The organism is Bradyrhizobium symbiodeficiens (genome assembly GCF_002266465.3).
Lineage (GTDB): Bacteria > Pseudomonadota > Alphaproteobacteria > Rhizobiales > Xanthobacteraceae > Bradyrhizobium > Bradyrhizobium symbiodeficiens.
Window position 1 is genome coordinate 2,332,257 of sequence record NZ_CP029427.2, and the last position, 19,513, is coordinate 2,351,769.

At 64.2% G+C, this 19,513-nt stretch carries 17 protein-coding genes; 11 read left to right on the plus strand and 6 right to left on the minus strand.

Translation table 11 applies throughout. From position 1 onward, the window contains the following. Nucleotide 1: 1 nt before the first annotated feature. The 5 genes from CIT39_RS10680 to CIT39_RS10700 all read left to right on the plus strand — a co-directional run bounded on the left by CIT39_RS10680 (nucleotide 2) and on the right by CIT39_RS10700 (nucleotide 6,959). Nucleotides 2-2,707: a nitrate reductase gene (locus CIT39_RS10680; RefSeq protein WP_094975395.1), complete on the plus strand. Its 2,706-nt coding sequence runs from the start codon at nucleotides 2-4 to the stop codon at nucleotides 2,705-2,707. Between the two features lie 194 nt (nucleotides 2,708-2,901). After that, the gene (locus CIT39_RS10685) at nucleotides 2,902-3,804 is read left to right on the plus strand and encodes an SMP-30/gluconolactonase/LRE family protein (protein WP_094975394.1); all 903 of its coding nucleotides are present in this window, start codon (nucleotides 2,902-2,904) and stop codon (nucleotides 3,802-3,804) included. 46 nt (nucleotides 3,805-3,850) lie between these two features. Next, nucleotides 3,851-4,690 carry an aldo/keto reductase gene (locus CIT39_RS10690; protein ID WP_094975393.1) on the plus strand — a complete coding sequence of 280 codons (840 nt, stop codon included), beginning with the start codon at nucleotides 3,851-3,853 and terminating at the stop codon, nucleotides 4,688-4,690. 187 nt (nucleotides 4,691-4,877) lie between these two features. Further along, entirely contained in the window at nucleotides 4,878-5,819 is a 942-nt protein-coding gene (locus tag CIT39_RS10695) for a DMT family transporter (RefSeq protein ID WP_162308879.1), read from the plus strand. Nucleotides 5,820-5,879: 60 nt separating this feature from the next. Further along, on the plus strand, nucleotides 5,880-6,959 hold the full coding sequence (locus CIT39_RS10700; protein WP_094975391.1) for a zinc-binding dehydrogenase: 1,080 nt from the start codon (nucleotides 5,880-5,882) through the stop codon (nucleotides 6,957-6,959). A 123-nt stretch (nucleotides 6,960-7,082) separates the two neighbouring features. On the opposite strand, the gene CIT39_RS10705 is transcribed toward CIT39_RS10700, so the two are convergent. Beyond that, the gene (locus tag CIT39_RS10705; protein ID WP_094975390.1) at nucleotides 7,083-7,544 is read right to left on the minus strand and encodes an Lrp/AsnC family transcriptional regulator; all 462 of its coding nucleotides are present in this window, start codon (nucleotides 7,542-7,544) and stop codon (nucleotides 7,083-7,085) included. Between the two features lie 134 nt (nucleotides 7,545-7,678). Here CIT39_RS10705 and CIT39_RS10710 point away from each other — a divergent pair, with 134 nt between their 5' ends. Next, nucleotides 7,679-10,042 carry a transketolase gene (locus CIT39_RS10710; protein ID WP_094975389.1) on the plus strand — a complete coding sequence of 788 codons (2,364 nt, stop codon included), beginning with the start codon at nucleotides 7,679-7,681 and terminating at the stop codon, nucleotides 10,040-10,042. 273 nt (nucleotides 10,043-10,315) lie between these two features. After that, nucleotides 10,316-11,746, plus strand: a complete 1,431-nt coding sequence (locus CIT39_RS10715) for an aldehyde dehydrogenase family protein (protein ID WP_094975388.1) — start codon at nucleotides 10,316-10,318, stop codon at nucleotides 11,744-11,746. 186 nt (nucleotides 11,747-11,932) lie between these two features. On the opposite strand, the gene CIT39_RS10720 is transcribed toward CIT39_RS10715, so the two are convergent. Then, nucleotides 11,933-12,910 (minus strand): SMP-30/gluconolactonase/LRE family protein, encoded by a 978-nt coding sequence (locus CIT39_RS10720; RefSeq protein ID WP_094975387.1) that lies wholly within the window; start codon nucleotides 12,908-12,910, stop codon nucleotides 11,933-11,935. An 89-nt stretch (nucleotides 12,911-12,999) separates the two neighbouring features. On the opposite strand from CIT39_RS10720, the gene CIT39_RS10725 reads away from it, so the two are divergent. After that, nucleotides 13,000-13,824 carry an NAD-dependent epimerase/dehydratase family protein gene (locus CIT39_RS10725; protein ID WP_094975386.1) on the plus strand — a complete coding sequence of 275 codons (825 nt, stop codon included), beginning with the start codon at nucleotides 13,000-13,002 and terminating at the stop codon, nucleotides 13,822-13,824. A gap of 64 nt (nucleotides 13,825-13,888) precedes the next feature. Here the strand turns inward: CIT39_RS10725 and mddA are convergent, their stop codons facing one another. Beyond that, nucleotides 13,889-14,659, minus strand: coding sequence for a methanethiol S-methyltransferase (gene mddA, locus CIT39_RS10730; protein ID WP_094975385.1), 771 nt, complete (start codon nucleotides 14,657-14,659; stop codon nucleotides 13,889-13,891). Between the two features lie 92 nt (nucleotides 14,660-14,751). Between mddA and CIT39_RS10735 the strand changes: the two genes are divergently transcribed. Beyond that, nucleotides 14,752-14,991 (plus strand): hypothetical protein, encoded by a 240-nt coding sequence (locus CIT39_RS10735; RefSeq protein WP_094975384.1) that lies wholly within the window; start codon nucleotides 14,752-14,754, stop codon nucleotides 14,989-14,991. Here CIT39_RS10735 and CIT39_RS10740 read toward each other — a convergent pair. Both CIT39_RS10740 and CIT39_RS10745 read right to left on the minus strand, forming a co-directional pair. Continuing rightward, nucleotides 14,975-15,217, minus strand: a complete 243-nt coding sequence (locus tag CIT39_RS10740; protein ID WP_148667310.1) for a hypothetical protein — start codon at nucleotides 15,215-15,217, stop codon at nucleotides 14,975-14,977. The two genes, CIT39_RS10735 and CIT39_RS10740, sit on opposite strands and share 17 nt — an antisense overlap. Before the next feature lie 52 nt (nucleotides 15,218-15,269). After that, the gene (locus CIT39_RS10745; protein ID WP_094975383.1) at nucleotides 15,270-15,575 is read right to left on the minus strand and encodes a nickel-binding protein; all 306 of its coding nucleotides are present in this window, start codon (nucleotides 15,573-15,575) and stop codon (nucleotides 15,270-15,272) included. A 158-nt stretch (nucleotides 15,576-15,733) separates the two neighbouring features. On the opposite strand from CIT39_RS10745, the gene CIT39_RS10750 reads away from it, so the two are divergent. Then, nucleotides 15,734-17,527: a winged helix-turn-helix domain-containing protein gene (locus CIT39_RS10750; RefSeq protein WP_094975382.1), complete on the plus strand. Its 1,794-nt coding sequence runs from the start codon at nucleotides 15,734-15,736 to the stop codon at nucleotides 17,525-17,527. Between the two features lie 204 nt (nucleotides 17,528-17,731). Then, nucleotides 17,732-18,145 (plus strand): hypothetical protein, encoded by a 414-nt coding sequence (locus CIT39_RS10755; RefSeq protein ID WP_094975381.1) that lies wholly within the window; start codon nucleotides 17,732-17,734, stop codon nucleotides 18,143-18,145. A gap of 52 nt (nucleotides 18,146-18,197) precedes the next feature. Here CIT39_RS10755 and CIT39_RS10760 read toward each other — a convergent pair whose 3' ends face one another. After that, nucleotides 18,198-19,157 (minus strand): hypothetical protein, encoded by a 960-nt coding sequence (locus CIT39_RS10760; RefSeq protein ID WP_244607560.1) that lies wholly within the window; start codon nucleotides 19,155-19,157, stop codon nucleotides 18,198-18,200. Between the last annotated feature and the right edge of the window lie 356 nt (nucleotides 19,158-19,513).

Below are 19,513 nucleotides of genomic sequence, written 5' to 3' on the forward strand. Positions count from 1 at the left end.
TATGACGGCGATCGATCCCTCGCTCCGCGCCACCAGGACGACCTGTCCCTATTGCGGCGTCGGCTGCGGCGTGCTGGCGACCCCCGACGGCAAGGGCGGTGCGGCGATTGCGGGCGATTCTGATCATCCCGCCAATTTCGGCCGGCTGTGCTCGAAAGGCTCTGCGCTCGGCGAGACCGTCGGTCTCGAGAGCCGTCTGCTCTATCCGATGATCCGTTGCAAGGGCGTGCTCGAACGCGTCGCCTGGAGCGATGCGCTCGATCACGTCGCCCATCGCATGCAGCACATCGTGGCCCGCGACGGCGCCGACGCGGTCGCGTTCTATCTCTCCGGCCAGCTCCTCACCGAGGACTATTACGTCGCCAACAAGCTGATGAAGGGCTTCGTCGGTACGGCCAATGTCGACACCAATTCACGGCTCTGCATGTCGTCCTCGGTCGCCGGCCATCGCCGCGCCTTCGGCTCCGACACCGTCCCCGGCTGCTACGAGGATCTCGACCAGGCCGATCTGCTCGTCTTCGTCGGCTCGAACGCGGCCTGGTGCCATCCCGTGCTGTTCCAGCGCATGCTGAAGAACCGTGGGGAGCGCGGCGCACGCATGATCGTGATCGACCCGCGCCGTACCGACACCGCTGAAGACGTCGACCTGTTCCTCGGCCTCAAGCCCGGCACCGACACCGCGCTGTTCTCCGGCCTGTTTGTCCATCTCGCCGACAACGGCGCGCTGGACCAGGACTACATCGCGCAGAATACGAGCGGGTTCGACGATGCGCTGGCCCGTGCGCGCAATATCGCCGGCAGCGTCACCGCGACCGCGCTTGCGACCGGTCTGTCCGAGCAGGACGTCGCGACTTTCTTCAAGATGTTTCGCGCCACCGAGAAGGTCGTCACGCTGTATTCGCAAGGCGTCAACCAGTCGGCGCAGGGCACCGACAAGGTCAACGCGATCCTGAACTGCCATCTCGCCACCGGACGCATCGGCAAGCCGGGTGCCTCGCCATTCTCGCTCACCGGCCAGCCGAATGCGATGGGCGGCCGTGAAGTCGGCGGCCTCGCCAACCAACTCGCCGCGCACATGAACTTCACGCCGCCCGATATCGATCGTGTCAGGCGGTTCTGGAAGGCGCCGCGTATCGCCACCCATGAAGGGCTGAAGGCGGTGCAGCTGTTCGAAGCTATCCATCGCGGCGAGGTCAAGGCGCTGTGGGTGATGGGCACCAACCCCGCGGTGTCGCTGCCCGATGCGGACTTCGTGCGCGAGGCATTGAAGAAGCTCGAGCTGTTCGTGGTGTCCGAGAACGTGCTCTCCAACGACACGGTCGAGGCCGGTCCGCATGTGCTGCTTCCGGCGCTCGCCTGGGGCGAGAAGTCCGGCACCGTGACCAACTCCGAGCGCCGCATCTCGCGCCAGCGCTCGTTCCTGCCGGCGCCGGGCGAGGCGCGCCCCGACTGGTGGATCCTCAGCGAAACCGCAAAGCGCCTCGGCTTCGGCGACAGCTTCAACTACAAATCCGCCGCCGATATTTTCCGCGAGCATGCCGCGCTCTCGGCGTTCGAGAACGACGGCAGCCGCGATTTCGACATCGGCGCGCTGACCTCGCTGTCGGACGAGGCCTTCGACTCCTTGAAACCGGTGCAATGGCCGGTGCGCGAAGGCGGGGTGCCCGGCGAGCGCTTCTTTGCGAGCGGCGGCTTCTTCACCAATGACGGCAAGGGCCGCTTCGTTGCGCCGGAGGTGCCGTCGCTGCGCGGCGAGACCGGTCCGTCGCGTCCGCTGCGGCTCAACACCGGACGCATCCGCGACCAGTGGCACACCATGACGCGCACGGGTCTCAGCCAGCGGCTGGGCGCGCATCTGCCGGAGCCCTTCGTCGAGATCCATCCCGATGACGCCGGCAAGTACGGCATCGCTCACGACGGCTTTGCCCGCGTTACCACCGATTACGGTCAGTGCATCCTGAAGGTCGTCGTCAATGACGCCACTCAGCGTGGCACGCTGTTCGCGCCGATCCACTGGAGCGCGATGAATGCTTCGCATGGCCGCGTTGGCGCGCTGGTGCAGTCCTTCACCGATCCGTTCTCGGGGCAGCCGGAATCCAAGGCGACGCCGGCTGCGATCACTCCTTACGAATTCGTCTTCCGCGGCTTTGTGCTGTCGCGGAGACAGCTCGATCTGCCGCCGAACCTGTTGTGGACCCGCGTCACGGTCACCGGAGGCTTCGGCTATCTCTTCGCCGACAACGCGGACCTGTCGCGCTGGCCGGCCTGGCTCGAGGGCGTCGCCGGCGAGGACGTCGCCGACTATCGGGACTTCGGTGGCGGTGTCTATCGCGCCGCGTCGTTCGCAGGCGACCGCATCGAGACCTGCCTGTTCGTCGGTCCCGCGCACGATGCCGGCGACTGGGAGGTGGTGAAGGGCCTGTTCGTCGCCGATCACGTCACCGACGACCAGCGCCGCATGCTGCTGTCGGGCAAGTCCTGCGAAGGCGCTGCCTCGACTGGCCCGGTCGTCTGCGCCTGCTTCGGTGTCGGCCGCGGCACCATCTGCGAGACCATCGCGGCGGGTGCGCGTACGGCTGCCGAGATCGGTGCCAAGCTCAAGGCCGGCACCAATTGCGGCTCCTGCATCCCGGAGCTGAAGCGCCTGATCGCGACGACGGAAGTCGTGCCGCCAATGCAGGCGAAGGTCGCGGGCGCGGCGGGGTAGCTCTCGTAGGGTGGATTAGCCGCAGGCGTAATCCACCAATTCTCCCGACGCAGAGACGAAAGAGGTGGGTTACGCTTCGCTAACCCACCCTACGCAGCGTCGCACCATTGCCATGCCATTCGCATGAATCGACGCGCCCTCGATTGTGCCCTATGTTGGCGCTCTCTCCATCAACAACCACAAAAACAACAATGATGTACCTGGAAACGCCGCCGCGCCTGATCGAGACGACCATCTTCTCCGCCATGCCCGAAGAATTCCGCCGCAAGGGCGTGCGGACGGAATGGGCCGATGCAAACCGGCCGAATGTGCCGACCGACAGCTTCATCGAAGGACCGTCTTTCGACCAGGACGGCAATCTCTACATCGTCGACATTCCCTTCGGCCGCATCTTCCGCATTGCACCTGATGGCGAGTGGTCGCTCGCGATCGAATATGAGGGTTGGCCGAATGGGTTGAAGATCGCATCCGACGGCCGGATCCTGGTGGCCGACTACAGGCACGGCATCATGGAGCTCGACGCCAAGGCCGGCCGCATCAAGCCCATCCTGACCGCGCGCAATTCGGAATCCTTCCGCGGCTGCAACGATCTGCATCTCGCTTCCAACGGCGATATCTATTTCACCGATCAGGGCCAGACCGGCCTGCACGACCCCAGCGGGCGCGTCTACCGCCTCGCGGCCAATGGCCGGCTCGATTGCCTGATCGACACCGGTATCAGCCCGAACGGTCTGGTGCTCGATCCCACCGAAACCGTGCTGTTCGTCGCAATGACGCGCGACAATGCGGTGTGGCGGTTGCCGTTCATGAAGGACGGCAGCGTGTCCAAGGTCGGCCGCTTCTGTTCGCTGTTCGGCACCAGCGGTCCCGATGGCCTCACCATGGATGCCAAGGGCCGCCTGTTCGTCAGCCATGCCTCGCTCGGCCATGTCTTCGTGTTCGCGCCGAACGGCGAACTGATCGCGCGGATCAAGTCGTGCGCGGGGCCGAATTGCACGAATGTCGCGATCGGTGGCGCAAGGAGGGATCGTCTCTATATCACGGAGTCGTCGACCGGCAGCGTGCTGGTGGCTGATATCTGCGGATTGAACTCCTGAGCTTTGTGGCGGTTGCCTGGGCGGAAGAGCGACAGCGGAGACGAACATGAACACGAAACTCTTCGGCAAGACCGGCGCCAACGTCTCCGTCATCGGGCAGGGTACCTGGTATCTCGACCACGGCGACCGCAGGCGCGCGATTGCCGCGCTTCAACGCGGGCTCGATCTCGGCATGACCCACATCGACACGGCCGAGATGTATGGCGAAGCGGAGCTCGTCATTGCCGACGCCATTGCGGGGCGGCGCGACGAGGTGTTCCTCGTCTCGAAAGTGCTGCCGAGCAACGCCTCGCGCCGCGGAACCATCACCGCCTGCGAGCGCTCGCTGAAGCGGCTGAAGACGGATCATCTCGATTGCTATCTGCTGCATTGGCGCGGTTCCTATCCGCTGGAAGACACCGTCGCCGCGTTCGAGGATCTGGTGAAATCAGGCAAGATCAAATCCTGGGGCGTCTCCAATTTTGATGCCGATGATCTCGATGAAATTCTCGAAGTTTCCGGCGAAGGCCGCATCGCGTGCAATCAGGTGCTCTATCATCTGAGGGAACGTGCGATCGAGCATGCGGTGATCCCTTGGTGTGAGCGGCATGACGTCGCTGTCGTGGCTTATTCACCGTTCGGCCATGACGATTTTCCCGCGAGCAGCAGCAAGGACGGTGCCGTGCTGGCGCGCATCGCAGAGGCGCGGCGCGCGACACCGCGTCAGGTCGCTCTGAGCTTCCTCACCCGTGCGACTACGGTGTTCGCGATTCCGAAGGCCTCGTCCGCCGAACATGCCGGCGAGAATGCGGCGGCCGGTGACCTCTCGCTGACGAAAGACGAGATTGCGGCGCTCGATGCGGCGTTTCCGCGCGGTCCGAAGCCGCGCAGCCTGCCCATGCTGTAGTGCACAATCCCTCATTATTAACGGAGCATTGACGCGCGCGGACGTCAGTGCATATCGGCATCCTGTTTTCGGAAGTTGTGAACGCGGCGCATTTGTCGTTTTTTACGATCGTTCTCGATTCGCATTTCCCCGGGTTCCAGCCGTGACACCGCCGCCCGCCGCAGCCGCTAGGCTCGACAGTATTCCCATGCCCGTGCCGGAGGAGAAGCAGAAGGCTCGCCGCGCGCCCGCGCGCGTCGACCATCCCTTCAAGGGCATTGCGCTGGTGTTGCTGTCGACGGTGTTTCTCGGCGTGTCCGACACCACCGCGAAATATCTCTCGACCAGCCTGCCGTCGATCGAGATCACCTGGATCCGCTTCGTCACCTTCGCGCTGATGTTCACGCCGGTGATGCTGCCGGGCTCGCCGCTCCATGCGATGCGCACCGAGCGGCTCGGCCTGCAGCTGATGCGTGGCGCTGCGCTGCTCGGCTCCTCGCTGTTCTTCATCACCGGCCTGAGTTTCCTGCCCATTGCGGAAGCGTCCGCCACCGGCTTCGTCTCCCCGCTGTTCGTCACGGCGCTGTCGATCGTCTTCCTGAGCGAGAAGGTCGGCCTGCGGCGCTGGATCGCAACCGGGATCGGCCTGACCGGCGTGCTGATCATCCTGCGGCCGGGCACCAGCGCGTTCCACGCCGCCGCGTTCTTCCCGATCATCTCGGCGTTCTGCTGGGCCGCTGCGCTGATCCTGACGCGCATGATGAGCGGTCGCGAGGCCGTGCTCACCACCATGGCGTATTCCGCGCTGACGGGCGTTGCGATCCTTTCCGTGATGGTGCCGTTCGTCTGGGTGACGCCGACCTGGACCGCGATCGGGCTCGGCATCGTCATCGGCGTTGCCTCGACCGTTGGCCAGTGGATCATCGTGTTGGCCTATCGCTATGGCGATGCCTCGGTGCTGGCGCCGTTCTCCTACACCCAGTTGCTGTGGGTCAGCATTCTCGGCTTCTTCATCTTCGGCGAGGTCCCTGATATCTGGACGGTCGTCGGCGCGGCCTTCATCGTCGCCAGCGGCCTTTACATCGCCCATCGCGAGCGTATCCGTCGCGCCCAGTTGCTGGTGCTGGAAGAGCGTTCCCCGAACCCCTGACGCAAGTTCGCGCGTCCTGTTACGTGCTATCAACGGCTCCAACAATACGGGAGGAGCCGGATGCGCGCTGCGATTTTCAGGAACGGTGAGATTGTCGTCGACCGGATGGCCGAGCCGAAGCCGGGCCCGGGCCAGGTGCTGGTCAGGACGCTCGCCTGCGGCATTTGCGGCTCCGACCTGCATGCGCGCCAGCATGCGCCGCGGATGGTGGAGATGGCCAGGAAGACCGGCCGCACGCCGATGGATCTGTCACGCGACGTCGTGTTCGGCCACGAGTTCTGCTGCGAGATCGTCGACTATGGTCCGGGCACGGAACGCAAACTCAAGCCTGGGACACATGTCTGCTCGCTGCCGGCTTTGCTGACGCCGGAGGGTATCAAGGGGATCGGCTATTCCAACGATTTCGTCGGCGGCTATGCGGAGCAGATGATCTTGAGCGAGCCGCTGCTGCTCGAAGTGCCCAACGGACTTGCGCCGGAACATGCGGCGTTGACCGAGCCGCTCGCGGTCGGCGTTCACGCCGTGGCAAAGGCCAACATCCGGGGCGGCGAAGTGCCGCTCGTGATCGGCTGCGGTCCGGTCGGACTCGCAGTGATCGCCGCACTTCGGATCAAGGGATTGCATCCGATTGTTGCCGCCGACTATTCGCCGGCGCGGCGCGCGCTTGCCGCAAAGCTCGGCGCCGATGTCGTCGTCGATCCCGGCGTGTCGCAGCCCTATGCGACCTGGGCCGAGCACGCACAGATGTCGGATGCGGAGAAGGCTGCGCGGCCGCCGTTCCAGGCCATGCTGCCGGCGCTGAAGCCCGCGATCATCTTCGAATGCGTCGGCGTGCCTGGCCTGCTGCAGCAGGTGTTCGAAGGCGCGCCGCGCCATGCCAAGGTCGTCGTGGTCGGCGTCTGCATGGAGACCGACAAGAGCGAACCCATGCTCGGCATCATGAAGGAGCTCAACGTCCAATACGTGCTCGGCTACACGCCGGACGAATTCGCAGGCTCACTGCGCCTGATCGCGGAAGGGCAGGTGGATGCGGCGGCGATGGTCACGGCCGAGGTCGGCATCGACGGCGTCGCCAGGGCGTTTGCCGATCTCGCCAACCCCGAGGCGCACACCAAGATTATCGTGCAGCCTTGGCGCTGACGGTCTCGTAGGGAGGGCAAAGGCGCAAAGCGCCGGTGCCCACCACAAACACCGTGCTTGTCATGGTGGGCACGCGCAGCATGCCCACCCTACAAGGTTGCTCCCACTCAAAGCGCCGGCGCGTCACACCGGCAGCGCGATCGAATATTTCACCTGGCTCAGTGCGAAGCTCGATTCGATCGAGGCGATGCCGTCGAGCCGGGTCAGCTTGGTCTTGAGGAACGTCTCGTAGGAGGCGAGATCGGCGGCGACGACGCGGAGCAGGTAATCGCGGTTGCCGGTCATCAGATAGCACTCGAGCACCTCGTCCCATTTCGAGATCGCGCGGGCGAAGCGATTGAGATCCTCCTCCTTCTGCCGCGCCAGCTTGATCGAGATGAACACGCTGACATGCAGGCCGAGCGCCTTCTGGTCCACGGTCGCGATGTAGCGCGAGATCACGCCGTGTTCCTCCAGCAGCTTGACCCGGCGGTGGCAGGGCGAGACCGACAGGCCCACCTTGTCGGCGAGTTCCTGCATGGTCATCCGGCTGTCGTTCTGGAGATAGCTGAGGATTTTTCGATCGATGGCGTCGAGTTCACTCATTGGAATCAAACCTGTATTTCGAGCGATCTATTGGTAAGGTATCCCAAGTTCGGCAGGTATGACGCGAGAAATTGAGAAGTTTGGCGCCTCCGGCGGGCGTATCATCGCGCCACCTGTTCCCGGGAGCATAGCCCATGCCCGTCGATACCGCCCACCTGGACACCTTGACCGCGCTTAGCCGCAAGGCGCTGTGGCTGTCGTCCTGGACCATTCATCACGCCAACCACATTCGCCCCAACGCGGATGGCCTGAAGGTCGGCGGCCACCAGGCCTCGTCCGCCTCGCTGGCCACCATCATGTCGGCGCTGTACTTCCATGTGCTGCGGCCAGAGGACCGCGTCGCGGTGAAGCCGCATGCGAGCCCGGTGTTCCACGCCATCCAGTATCTGTTCGGCCGGCAGAGCCGCGAGAAGCTGGAGAATTTTCGCGGCTTCAAGGGCGCGCAATCCTATCCCTCGCGCACCAAGGACGTCGACGACGTCGATTTCTCCACCGGCTCGGTCGGCCTCGGCGTCGCGCAGACGCTGTTCGCCTCGCTGGTGCAGGATTACGTCAAGGCGCATGGCTGGATGAAGGATCGCCGCGAGGGGCGGATGATCGCGCTGGTCGGCGACGCCGAGATGGACGAGGGCAACATTTGGGAGGCGCTCGCCGAGGGCTGGAAGCACGGCCTGCGCAACACCTGGTGGGTGGTCGACTACAACCGCCAGTCGCTCGACGCCGTCGTGCGCGAGGGTCTCTGGGAAAAATTCGAGACCATGTTCCGCAATTTCGGCTGGGACGTGGTGATCGTGAAATACGGCCGCCTGATGCGCGAAGCTTTTGCCGAGCCCGGCGGCGAGGCCCTGAAGCGCTGGATCGACAATTGCCCGAACGCGCTCTACGCCGCGCTGTGCTTCCAGGGCGGTGCCGCCTTCCGCAAATACCTGCATGACGAGATCGGCGATCAGGGCCCGATCACCAAGCTGATCGACAAGCGCAGCGACGAGGAATTGCTGGCGCTGATGTCGAACCTCGGCGGCCACGACATGGCGAGCATGCTGGAGGCATTCGAATCCATCGATCACGATCGTCCGGTCTGTTTCATCGCCTACACCATCAAGGGCGTCGGCCTGCCGTTCCAGGGCCACAAGGACAACCATGCCGGCCTGATGACGGTCGCGCAGATGGAGAAATATCGCGAGAGCCAGGGTATCCGGCCAGGTCACGAATGGGACAAGTACGAGGGCCTTTCGCAGGATGCTGCGGAGCTCGATGCCTTCCTCGCACGGGTGCCGTTCAACCGGGACGGCCGCAGGCTGACTGCGCCGGTGGTCGAGGTGCCCTCGCAGCTCGCCTTCAAGCCGTCGCCGCAGATGTCCACCCAGCAGGGCTTCGGCCTCGTGCTGAACGAGATCGCGCGCGGCGACGGCGAACTCGCGCAGCGCATCGTCACGACCTCGCCAGACGTCACGGTCTCGACCAATCTCGGTCCGTGGGTGAACCGCCGCGGCCTGTTCGCGCGCGCCGAGAAGGCGGATTTATTCCGCAGCGAGAAAATTCCCTCAACCTTCAATTGGGATTTCTCGCCGAAGGGCCAGCATCTCGAGCTTGGCATCGCCGAGATGAACCTGTTCATCATGCTGTCGGCGCTCGGCCTGTCGCACCAGATCAACGGCGAGCGGCTGCTGCCGGTCGGCACGCTCTACGATCCCTTCATCGAGCGCGGCCTCGATGCGCTGAACTACGCCTGCTACCAGGATGCGCGCTTCATGGTGGCGGCAACGCCGTCGGGCATCACGCTCGCGCCCGAGGGCGGCGCGCATCAGTCGATCGCGACGCCGCTGATCGGCATGGCGCAGGACGGGCTCGCCTCGTTCGAGCCGGCCTTCGTCGACGAGCTCGCCGTGATCATGAGCTGGGGCTTCAATCACATGCAGCGCGATCCGGGCGAGGGCGGCTCGGTCTATTTGCGGCTCTCGACGCGCAGCATAGATCAGGCGCAGCGCATCATGACGCCGGAGCTTGCGCAGGGCATCACCGACGGCGCCTATTGGCTACGCAATCCGGGCCCGAATGCCGAGCTCGTGATAGCCTATACCGGCGCGGTCGCACCCGAAGCGATCGAGGCGACCGGCTTCATCGGCGAGAGCCGACGCGACATCGGCCTGCTCGCGATCACCTCGGCCGACCGGCTCCACGCGGGCTGGACCGCCGCACGGAAATTGCGGCGCGACCGCCGCGGCGTGCAGCACCTCAGCCACATCGAGAAACTGCTGGCGCCGCTGCCGCGCGACTGCGGCATCGTGACCGTGATCGACGGCCATCCGGCGGCGCTCGGCTGGCTCGGCAGCGTCCGCGGCCATCGCGTCGAGGCGCTCGGCGTCGAGCAGTTCGGCCAGACCGGCAGCATCGCCGACCTTTATCGGCACTACGGCATCGATGCCAATGCGATCATCGATGCGGCCGAAAGCCTCACCACCGGCGCACCGGTGCTGCATCGGAAGATGGCGGTGTAGTCGGGGTAACCGGGTTGTCATTCCGGGGCGACGCGTAGCGTCGAACCCGGAATCCATTGGGCCTCGGTACAGGCGGTTAGATGAATACCGGGCTCGCGACTTCGTCGCGCCCCGGAATGACGGCGGGCCACCTTGCCACGTTCCCGCCATCGGCTCATATAACCTCCGTCCGCCGCAACGCTGGCCCCGCATATGGCGGGTTCAATTGCCGGCGCTTTCGTGCAAGGATGCCTGCCGAAACGCCCCCACCATGCCCCCAAGAAGAGGTTAACGATGGTCAATCGCATGCAATTCTACATCGACGGCGCCTGGGTCGATCCCGCCGTCAAGAAGTCAACTCCGGTCGTCAATCCCGCGACGGAAGAGGCGATGTACGAGGTTGCGCTCGGCTCCAAGGCCGACGTCGACAAGGCGGTTGCCGCCGCCAAGCGCGCCTTCGCAACGTTCTCGCAGACCAGCCGCGAGGAGCGCGTCGCGCTGCTTTCGAAAGTCATCGAGGTCTACAAGGGCCGCCTCAAGGAGATCGGTGCCGCCGTGTCCGACGAGATGGGCGCACCGCTGCCGATGGCCGAGAAGCTGCAGGCCGGGGCCGGCCTCGGCCATCTCATGACTACGCTCGACGTGCTCAAGAACTACCATTTCGAGGAGCCCGTCGGCACCGCCATGGTGCTGCGCGAGCCGATCGGCGTGGTCGGCATGATCACGCCCTGGAATTGGCCGCTGAACCAGATCGCCTGCAAGGTCGCGCCCGCGCTCGCCGCCGGCTGCACCATGATCCTGAAGCCGTCGGAGTTCACGCCGACATCGGCCTTGATCTTCGCGGAAATCCTCCATGAAGCCGGCGTGCCCAAGGGCGTGTTCAACCTCGTCAACGGCCTCGGCCCCGAGGTCGGCGCCGCCATGAGCGAGCACCCCGACATCGACATGATCTCCTTCACCGGCTCGACCCGCGCCGGCATCGATGTTGCAAAGCGCGCGGCTCCCACCGTCAAGCGCGTCAGCCAGGAACTGGGCGGCAAGTCGCCGAACGTCATCCTCGAAGGCGCCGACCTGACGAAGGCGGTGACCGGCGGCGTGATGCACATGTTCAACAACTCCGGCCAGTCCTGCAATGCGCCCTCGCGCATGATCGTGCCGCTGTCCAAGATGAAGGACGTCGCCGCGATCGCGAAGGCCGTCGCCGACAAGACCAAGGCGGGCGATCCCCGCGCCGAAGGCACCACCATCGGCCCCGTCGTCAATCGCGGCCAGTGGGACAAGATCCAGGGCCTGATCAAGAAGGGCATCGACGAGGGCGCAACGCTCGTCGCCGGCGGCCCGGGCCTGCCCGAAGGCGTCAACAAGGGCTTCTATGTCCGTCCGACCATCTTCGCCGACGTCACGCCCGACATGACGATCGCGCGCGAAGAGATCTTCGGACCGGTGCTGACCATCATCGGCGCCAAGGATGAAGCGGAAGCCGTGCACATCGCCAACGACACGCCGTACGGTCTTGCCGGCTACGTCACGGGAGCTTCGGTCGAGGACGCCAAGCGCGTCGGCCGTCAGATCCGCGCTGGCAACGTCAACCTCCAGGGCGTGCCCAACGATCGCACCGCGCCGTTCGGCGGCTACAAGCAGTCGGGCAACGGCCGCGAGTGGGGCAAGTACGGCCTCGAAGATTTCCTCGAAGTGAAGGCCGTGGCCGGTTTCAACGCGGCGTAAGTTTTAGCGCTCGAACAGAATGACGCCGGAGCGGGAAACCGCTCCGGCGTTTTTTGTTGTGTCATTCCGGGGCGTCGCGAAAGCGACGAACCCGGAATCCATTCGTCCACCGACTCCGCCGCACGATGGATTCCGGGCTCGCGCCGAAGACGGCGCGCCCCGGAATGACGGCAGAGAGAGGAGCGCCTATCCCCCCGACGCACCTTGCGTGTTCACATACAGCGCGTAGATCGACTGGCTCGCTGCCATGAACAGGCGGTTGCGCTTGAGACCGCCGAAGCAGAGATTGGCGCAGCGCTCGGGAAGCGCGATGCGGCCGATCATGACGCCGTCGGGCGCGAACACGACGACGCCGTCGAGCTCGGGATCGCCCATGCCCCAGCCGCACCAGAGGTTGCCGTCGATGTCGCAGCGCATGCCGTCGGGCGTGCCGGGACCGGCATCGATGTGGACGCGCTTGTTGGAAATCGCGGTGCCGTCAGCCGAGACGTCATAGGCGAGGATCTTGCGGTTCGGCACGCCGCGCGACTCCACGACGTAGAGGATCTTCTCGTCTGGCGAGAAGCACAGCCCGTTCGGACCGAGCACACCCTCGGCGACGATGGTCGCCTTGCCGGTCGCGGGATCGAGGCGATAGACATTCGGCTCGATCTCGGGCTCGGCCGTGTAGCCCTCGTAATTGCCGAGCAGGCCGAAGGTCGGATCGGTGAACCAGACCGAGCCGTCCGATTTGACAACGACATCGTTCGGCGAGTTCAACCGCTTGCCGTTGAACTGATCCATCAGCACGGTGATGCTGCCGTCATATTCGGTGCGGGTCACGCGCCTCCCGCCATGCTCGCAGGTGACGAGCCGGCCCTGGCGATCCCTGGTGTTGCCGTTGGCGAAATTGGAGGGCTTGCGGAACACGCTGATGGCGCCGGTCTCCTCCTCCCATTTGATGATGCGCTGGTTCGGGATGTCGCTGCACAGCAAATAGCGCCCGTCGCCGAACCACACCGGTCCCTCGGCCCAGCGCAGGCCGGACGCGAGCCGCTCCACCGCCGACAGCTTCAGCCAGTATTTTTCGAAGCGGCGATCGAGCGCGTGAATGGATGGATCGGGATAGTAGCTCGCCGGCCGCCAGCCTGACCGCTCCTGGGTGTGGGACGATGCCTCATTCATGTCGGTTCTCTCGTTTCGTTCCCTCTGGACAAACCAGCTATCATTAGAGACACGTGACCGCAAATCGGTCACCAACGGCGAGGGAAGACATGCCGCGTATTTTGATGACGGGAGCTTCGGGCGGAATCGGCACGCGCCTGCGAAAACTGCTGCCGCCGATCTATCCGGATCTTGTGCTTTCCGACATCAAGCCGCCTGCCGATCTCGGCGCGAACGAGCAATTCAAGGCCGCGGATCTCGCCGACCTCGCGCAATGCGAGGCAATCTGCGAGGGCGTCGACGGTATCATCCATTTCGGCGGCTATTCGGTCGAAGGTCCCTGGGACGACATCCTTCAGTCCAACATCATCGGGGGCTACAATCTGTTCGAGGCGGCCTACCGCAAGGGCGTCAAGCGAGTGGTGTTCGCCTCGTCGAACCACGCCGTCGGCTTCTATCCGCGCCACCACAAGATCGGCACCGACGTGACCGCGCGCCCCGACAGCCGCTACGGCGTCAGCAAGGTGTTCGGCGAGGCCGTCGGCGCGCTCTATGCCGACAAGCACGGGCTGAAGGTGACCTGCCTGCGCATCGGCAATTTCGGTGACATGCCGCTCGACCAGCGCCGGCTCTCGATCTGGCTCAAGCCCGACGACTTGGTGCAGCTCTGCCGCATTGGCCTCGAACATCCCGACATCCATTTCGAAGTCTTCTACGGCGCCTCGCTCAACGAGCGCGCCTGGTGGGACAACCACCGCGCCTATGAATTCGGCTACCGTCCCACCGGGCGCTCTGAGGATCATGTGGCGCACGCGATGGCCGAGCAGGCCAAGCTGAAGCCGGACCCGGTCGGCGACTATTTCCAGGGCGGCACGTTCTGCAGCATGGAGTTCGATGCGGATCCGGGAAGGATCATCGACTGGAACAAGCGGTAAAGGGCGCCACTCGAGACGGCAAGAGCGGCCAAAGCTTCGCCTGGCCGCTCGTTTTGGCGCCGGGTCAGAACAGGCCCGGGATCAACATCGCAACCTTCTCCCTGTAGTGCCGGTACTGATCTCCGAACAGGGTGATCAGATCGCGCTCCTCCAGCCAGATGCCGACGAAGATGTAGGCCGTCGTCACCGTCGCGAACAGCATGTGCCCGAGGGTCATGGTGGGCGTGGACCAGAACGCGATGATGAAGCCGAGATAAATGGGATGCCGGATCAAGCGGTAGAGGCCCGGCGTCCTGAACTTCATCGGCTCAGTGAGCCGGCCCGCAAAGTGGCTGACGACCTGCGTCAGTCCGAACAACTCGAAATGGCTGATCAGGAACGTGCTGTACAGCACGATGAGCCAGCCGGCGAAGCTGCCAGCGACCGCGGCGTAAGCCATCGGCGTCTCGATCTCCCAGACGATGGACGTGATCGGCCGCCACTGCCAGAACAGCAGGATCAGGCTCAGGCTTGCCAGCAGCACATAGGTGCTTCGCTCGAGTGCGGGCGAGGCGAAGGCGGCGAACAGCTTCTTGAATCCCTGGCGCGCCATGCCGCTGTGCTGGATGGCGAAGAGTGACATCAGCGCGAGGTCGATCATGAGCGCCTGTCCGGTCGAGCCTGTCGCGCCGCTGTTGATTGTCTTGGGCACGACGAGCTGCGCAATGAAGCCCACGGCGTAAAGAAAAGTTCCGAAGAAGATGAGATAAGCGAGCACGCCGTAGCCGAGCACGAAGCTTCGTGCCGCCAGCGAGCTTGCGGTCTGAGCGGGGCCGGTATGCAGGGTGATGGACATGATAGAGTTTCCAGTTTCATGGTTGGGATTGAATGACCGAGTGAATGGCGTGCCACTGTTGCCCTCGTCACATTGCAAGGGCTGTCGGGGCCTTGCACCTGCCGGGGCTTTTCTGGGCGGTTGCACCGCTCGCCGGTTCGCGCCGATGGTCGTCGGACGTCGTTGCGGCCGAAGCCACAACCAGCGACATCGTGACGGCGGCAATTGTCCCGATTGCCAGCGTTGCGGTTCTGGACTTGAAATTTCCGAGCTTGGATATCTTGAGCCCGGAGGCCCTGGCTTCGGACGAGTTAGATTGGATGAAAAAGTTCATGACTATTTCCTCGAATTGAAATCGTTGCGGGGAATGCAAATCTTCTGCAGCGTGTCGCGAGCCGTGCTGTCACCGCCGGCCGTGGTGCTGCTGCAACGCTTCGCGAACTGCATTGCGGCCTTCTCGCGGTTCGCCAGCATGCTGGCGACAGACTGATTGATGAGCCGACAAAGCCGCAGCAGGATGGCGGCGAGAAATCGCTGCGAGGGGCTGAGTGCGGGCGGCGCCTGAGACTGAATGGACATCTCCTGATCCTTTCACGGTCGTTAGTTCGAGGCCGCCGCGCGCGCTGATCTGCTATTCGGCCGCGGCCGTCTGTGGGGTGGGATCGCTGCGAACGACCACCGTGGTCGCGACCTTGTAGAATTCCTCACCCGGCATGCCCACGCGCCGTGCATGCTCGCGGATCGAGTCTCCGTCGCGCGCTTCATAGATGCAGAAGGTGCCGATGCGGCCGTCCGCCTCATGGACCACATAGCTGCGGATCCAGCGAACGCGGTCGGACATCTGCTCGTTGCCGATCTGCGCTGACTTTGCGCCGGCGGCTTCCAGTTCGCTCAGGTTTGCCCAGGCGCTTGGGCGGCGAATGACATAGAGTTCCATAAGGCGTCTCCTCCGGGTTGATGCTGCTGCCCATCGATCGGTCGTGACCGAAGGCCGTGAAGAGCTATAGGCGCCGCCGGCGCTGATCGTCCTGACCGGCGTCTGATCATTGCCTGATCCTTGCCTGAACCTTTTTCGTCTCTCGTGGACATAACGATATGACCCTCAGGTTTGGACCCTTCGAGCTCGACGAAGCGGGCCGCGCGCTCCTGTACGCGCAGCAGGAAGTCGCGTTGCAGCCGCGTGTGTTCGATCTGTTGGTCTATCTGACGCGCAACCGGGACCGGGTCGTCACCAAGGAAGAGCTGCTCGATACCCTCTGGCCTGATGTGACCGTCACCGATAATTCCCTGCAGCGGGCCGTGAGCATGCTGCGCGGGGTGCTGCGCAAGGGCGGCCTGGATGGCGCCATCCGGAACATGCCGGGTAGGGGATATCGCTTCTGTCTTGACGGCGTATCAGAGCTGAAGGTTGCCGCTCCTGATACGACTGACGCGCAAGCCTTGGACGTGCGGGCGCAAGCGCAACGCGCCGCTGCCGCGCAAGCCTGGGATGAAGCTGCAGCGCTGTTCGAGGCGGCCGATAACGCCCGGCCGCTCGACGGCGCCGACCTGCACTATTGGGCGCTGGCTTTGCAATGCACGGGCAAGGCCGATGCAGCCCTTCCGCTTCTGGCTCGCGCGGTTGCCGCCCATACCAAGGCCGGCAATGTGCCGGCGGCCGTCGTCGACGCCGTCACACTCTCCGGCTTGCACTTCGAGCGCGGCCAGGCGGCGATCGCCAAGGGCTGGCTGGCGCGGGCGGAGGATTGGGCCTCCGAGATCGAGGATCCCGCCACCACGGCGTTGACCCTGTGGATGAAGTCCAAGGTCGCGGCGTTCGACGGCGAGCCCGAACAGGCGCTCTCGCTTGCCGATATCGCGTACAGCATGGTCCGGCACAAGGATGCTGTTGGCATCGAAGCACTGAGCCTTGCTTATCGCGGGTTCTACCGGCTGTGTCTGGGCGATACACGAGCCGGACAGGCGGATCAGGACCTTGCCGCTGCGATGGCGCTCTCCAGCGGCGATATCGATCCAATCATCGGAGGCATCCTCTACTGCAACATCCTGTGGGCGGCGCGGATGTTTGGAGATTGGGCGAGGGCCGATCAGTGGACGCTGGGCTATCAGAAATATTGCACCGAGAGCGGCATGGAATTGACCGGTTCGTGCCAGCTCCATCGGTCCGAAGTTCTCGGCGTCAGGGGCTCGCTCGGTGAAGCCTTGTCGCGCATTCAGGATTCGCTGGCAAGGCTGACAGGCGACGCGCCATGGGCGATCGGCGATGCCAACCGCGTGCTGGCCGACATCCATGCTGCGATCGGCAATGACGACGCCGCTCTCGAAGCCTATGACAAGGCCTACGCCTTCGGCTGGTGCCCGGAGCCCGGCCGCGCCATGCTTTTGCTGGAACGTAGTGAGGCTGAAGCTGCGTACGCTAGTCTCGAACGTAGCTTGATAGGCAAGACTTGGTGGACCCTCCAGCGGCGGGGCATATTGTTCGCGCATCTGGCGCTCGCCGCCGCGCATACGGGCCGCCATGAGCAGGCCCTGGAGCTGATCGAGGAGCTTTCCGGAAGTCCCGACCGATGGCCGATGCCCTCGATCCGGGCATTGACGAACGAAGCACAATCGGTTCTCGCCGATGCGCGCGACGATTACGAGTCGACGCTGCGGCATCTGCACTTGGCCAGACAGCTATGGTCGAGCATCGACGGGCGGGTCCAGGCCGTCAGGCTGAGACTGCGTATCGCGAAGCTGCAACTGGCGCATGATGACGTTCGAGGCGCATCAGCGGAGATTCACGCAGCCCAGCTCGCGGCTGGCGAGCTAGGCTCGCGGAAATTCGAGGCCGAGTGTTCGGCTCTGCGACGCGAGGTCGACACACGCGCGACGGGACGTGCTGCCTAGCGGGCCGTCCGTGATGGGTGCCACGCCTTGTCCGACGGGCAAGTGATCATCTCGTCGCCCCAACCGGCGCCGCCGTTTGCTCTGGTGTCCCGCTCGTTGATATAAATCAAGGCTGCTCAAGCTTTTCGGCTTTCGATCTGTGCGACTGTCATCAGCACCGTTTGCGTTGATGGCGGAGCGACGGCAGCAGCGAAAGTCTCGGCAATGAAAATCAAATTGTCAGCCGTTGCAATGTTGGCGACGATCGTATCAGGATCTGCGCAAGCCGCAGCGCTCACCGACGCCGAGGCGACGTTCCTCGACCAGATCGTCACCGCATCCGTGGTGCTGGAACAGCGATGCGGCGGTTACGAGGTCGACGGCGCCGGCAGCGTTCGGCTCGGCGCCCGGCTGCTCGGCAGCCCGGATGCGGCGATGGCCATGATCGACGCCTATGCTGCAGCCATCAAGGCCCGAGACGGCGAGAGCTACGATCCCGGTAAATTCCGTCCCGAGGTGTCGGAGGCGGCGAGCAAAACGTTCGGGCGCGTCCGGACGGACCTGATCAGAAACCCAAAAAGGGCCTGCGCCGATTATGGCGATGCGAGCGTCGATCGCGGACTGCTGAGAAGGTACTGAACGATCTTCAGCGTCCGGGCTGCCTCGCCTGAGTCCATTCGTGCGGCCCGCATCAAAAATGCAAATTGAGCCGCAACAAAGCCTGGTGGCGTTCGAATTGATCGAGGTTGAGGCTGCGGTGGTCGCCGATCGCGCGGCCCGCGACCTGCATCTGCCAGGTGCCGGAGATGCCGATCTCCTTTGAGATGGCGTAGGAGAAGGTGGGGCCCGCGAACACCGCATCACCCACAAAGCGGTCGAGGCCCCCGCCGTCATAGGCCCGCGCGTAGCGAACGCCGACGCCGAGCACGAGCTCGGGCCGGACTGCGTAGGACATCGCTGCCTGGAGCTGCATCTCGGAATCGTGGCGCCAAAGATTGGTCACGATCTCGCGGGTTACGCCAGTCGCGTACCAGACGTTGAAGGCTGCGAACAGCCTGTCCTTGACCAGCTCGCGATCGAACAGCGCGGCAAACTCTCCGCCATATTGCTCGATATGCATGCCGCTGCCGTCGTCGATCCGGCCCCAGCCCGGTTGCGCATGGAGCGTCAGCCCAAAGGGCGCGACGGCGCGATCGACCAGCTTGTAACGCAGTTCGAGCGCTGCACCGCTGAAGGCGACGTCCCGATGATCGGCCATACCCGGAATGCCATTGATGTGCTGTCCGCTCAGCGCGAATCCTGGTGCGATCCGGAAATTGTCCGACAGCGTGAACTTGGCCTGGTTGAGACCGGCCCAGGCTGCGTATGTGCCGGAGCGCTTGCCGAACGCGCCGACGTTCTCGAACTCCACCTCGATTTCGCCCGGCTTGCCGATATCGGAGCCCATGCTGAAGCCGAAGATATGCTCGGTGTCGATCTCCGTGTGAGCTGAGGGTAGGCCATGCGCCGGCTTGGAGATGCCGTCGCTCGGCGAGGCGCGGGGCGCCAGCCTGAGCCTGTCCTCGGCGAATGCTGAAGCGCAGCTCGCTTGCAGACCGACCAAGATCGCGGTCACCGCTGCGGCGCGCGGGAAGCTGAATCTCCTAATCACGAACAATCCATCCCCGAACCGAGGTCCCGCTTGTGCAAGGGAGGCTCGCCCCTCCCGTGTATGCAAATGCCAATCATTCGCAAAAATATCCCACGCAACGGCTGGCGAGGCAATTGTTGCTAATCATTCTTAGTTGCGTTCAAATGTCGCGGCTGCTCAACAAGGTCGAAGTCGACCGCCGATGTTCGCTTTGGGCCGCGGCTCATCCAGACCAATGGCGGGGTGCTCGCTTCGTCACCCGCAATCCGCCATAGATCATGCTGAAGCCATGTGATCCGCCTCGTCCAGCGTCCAGCTGTCGCGCAGTGAAGTTCGATCATGCGCTCATGCTGGCGCCGCGATTGCACGAGACCTTC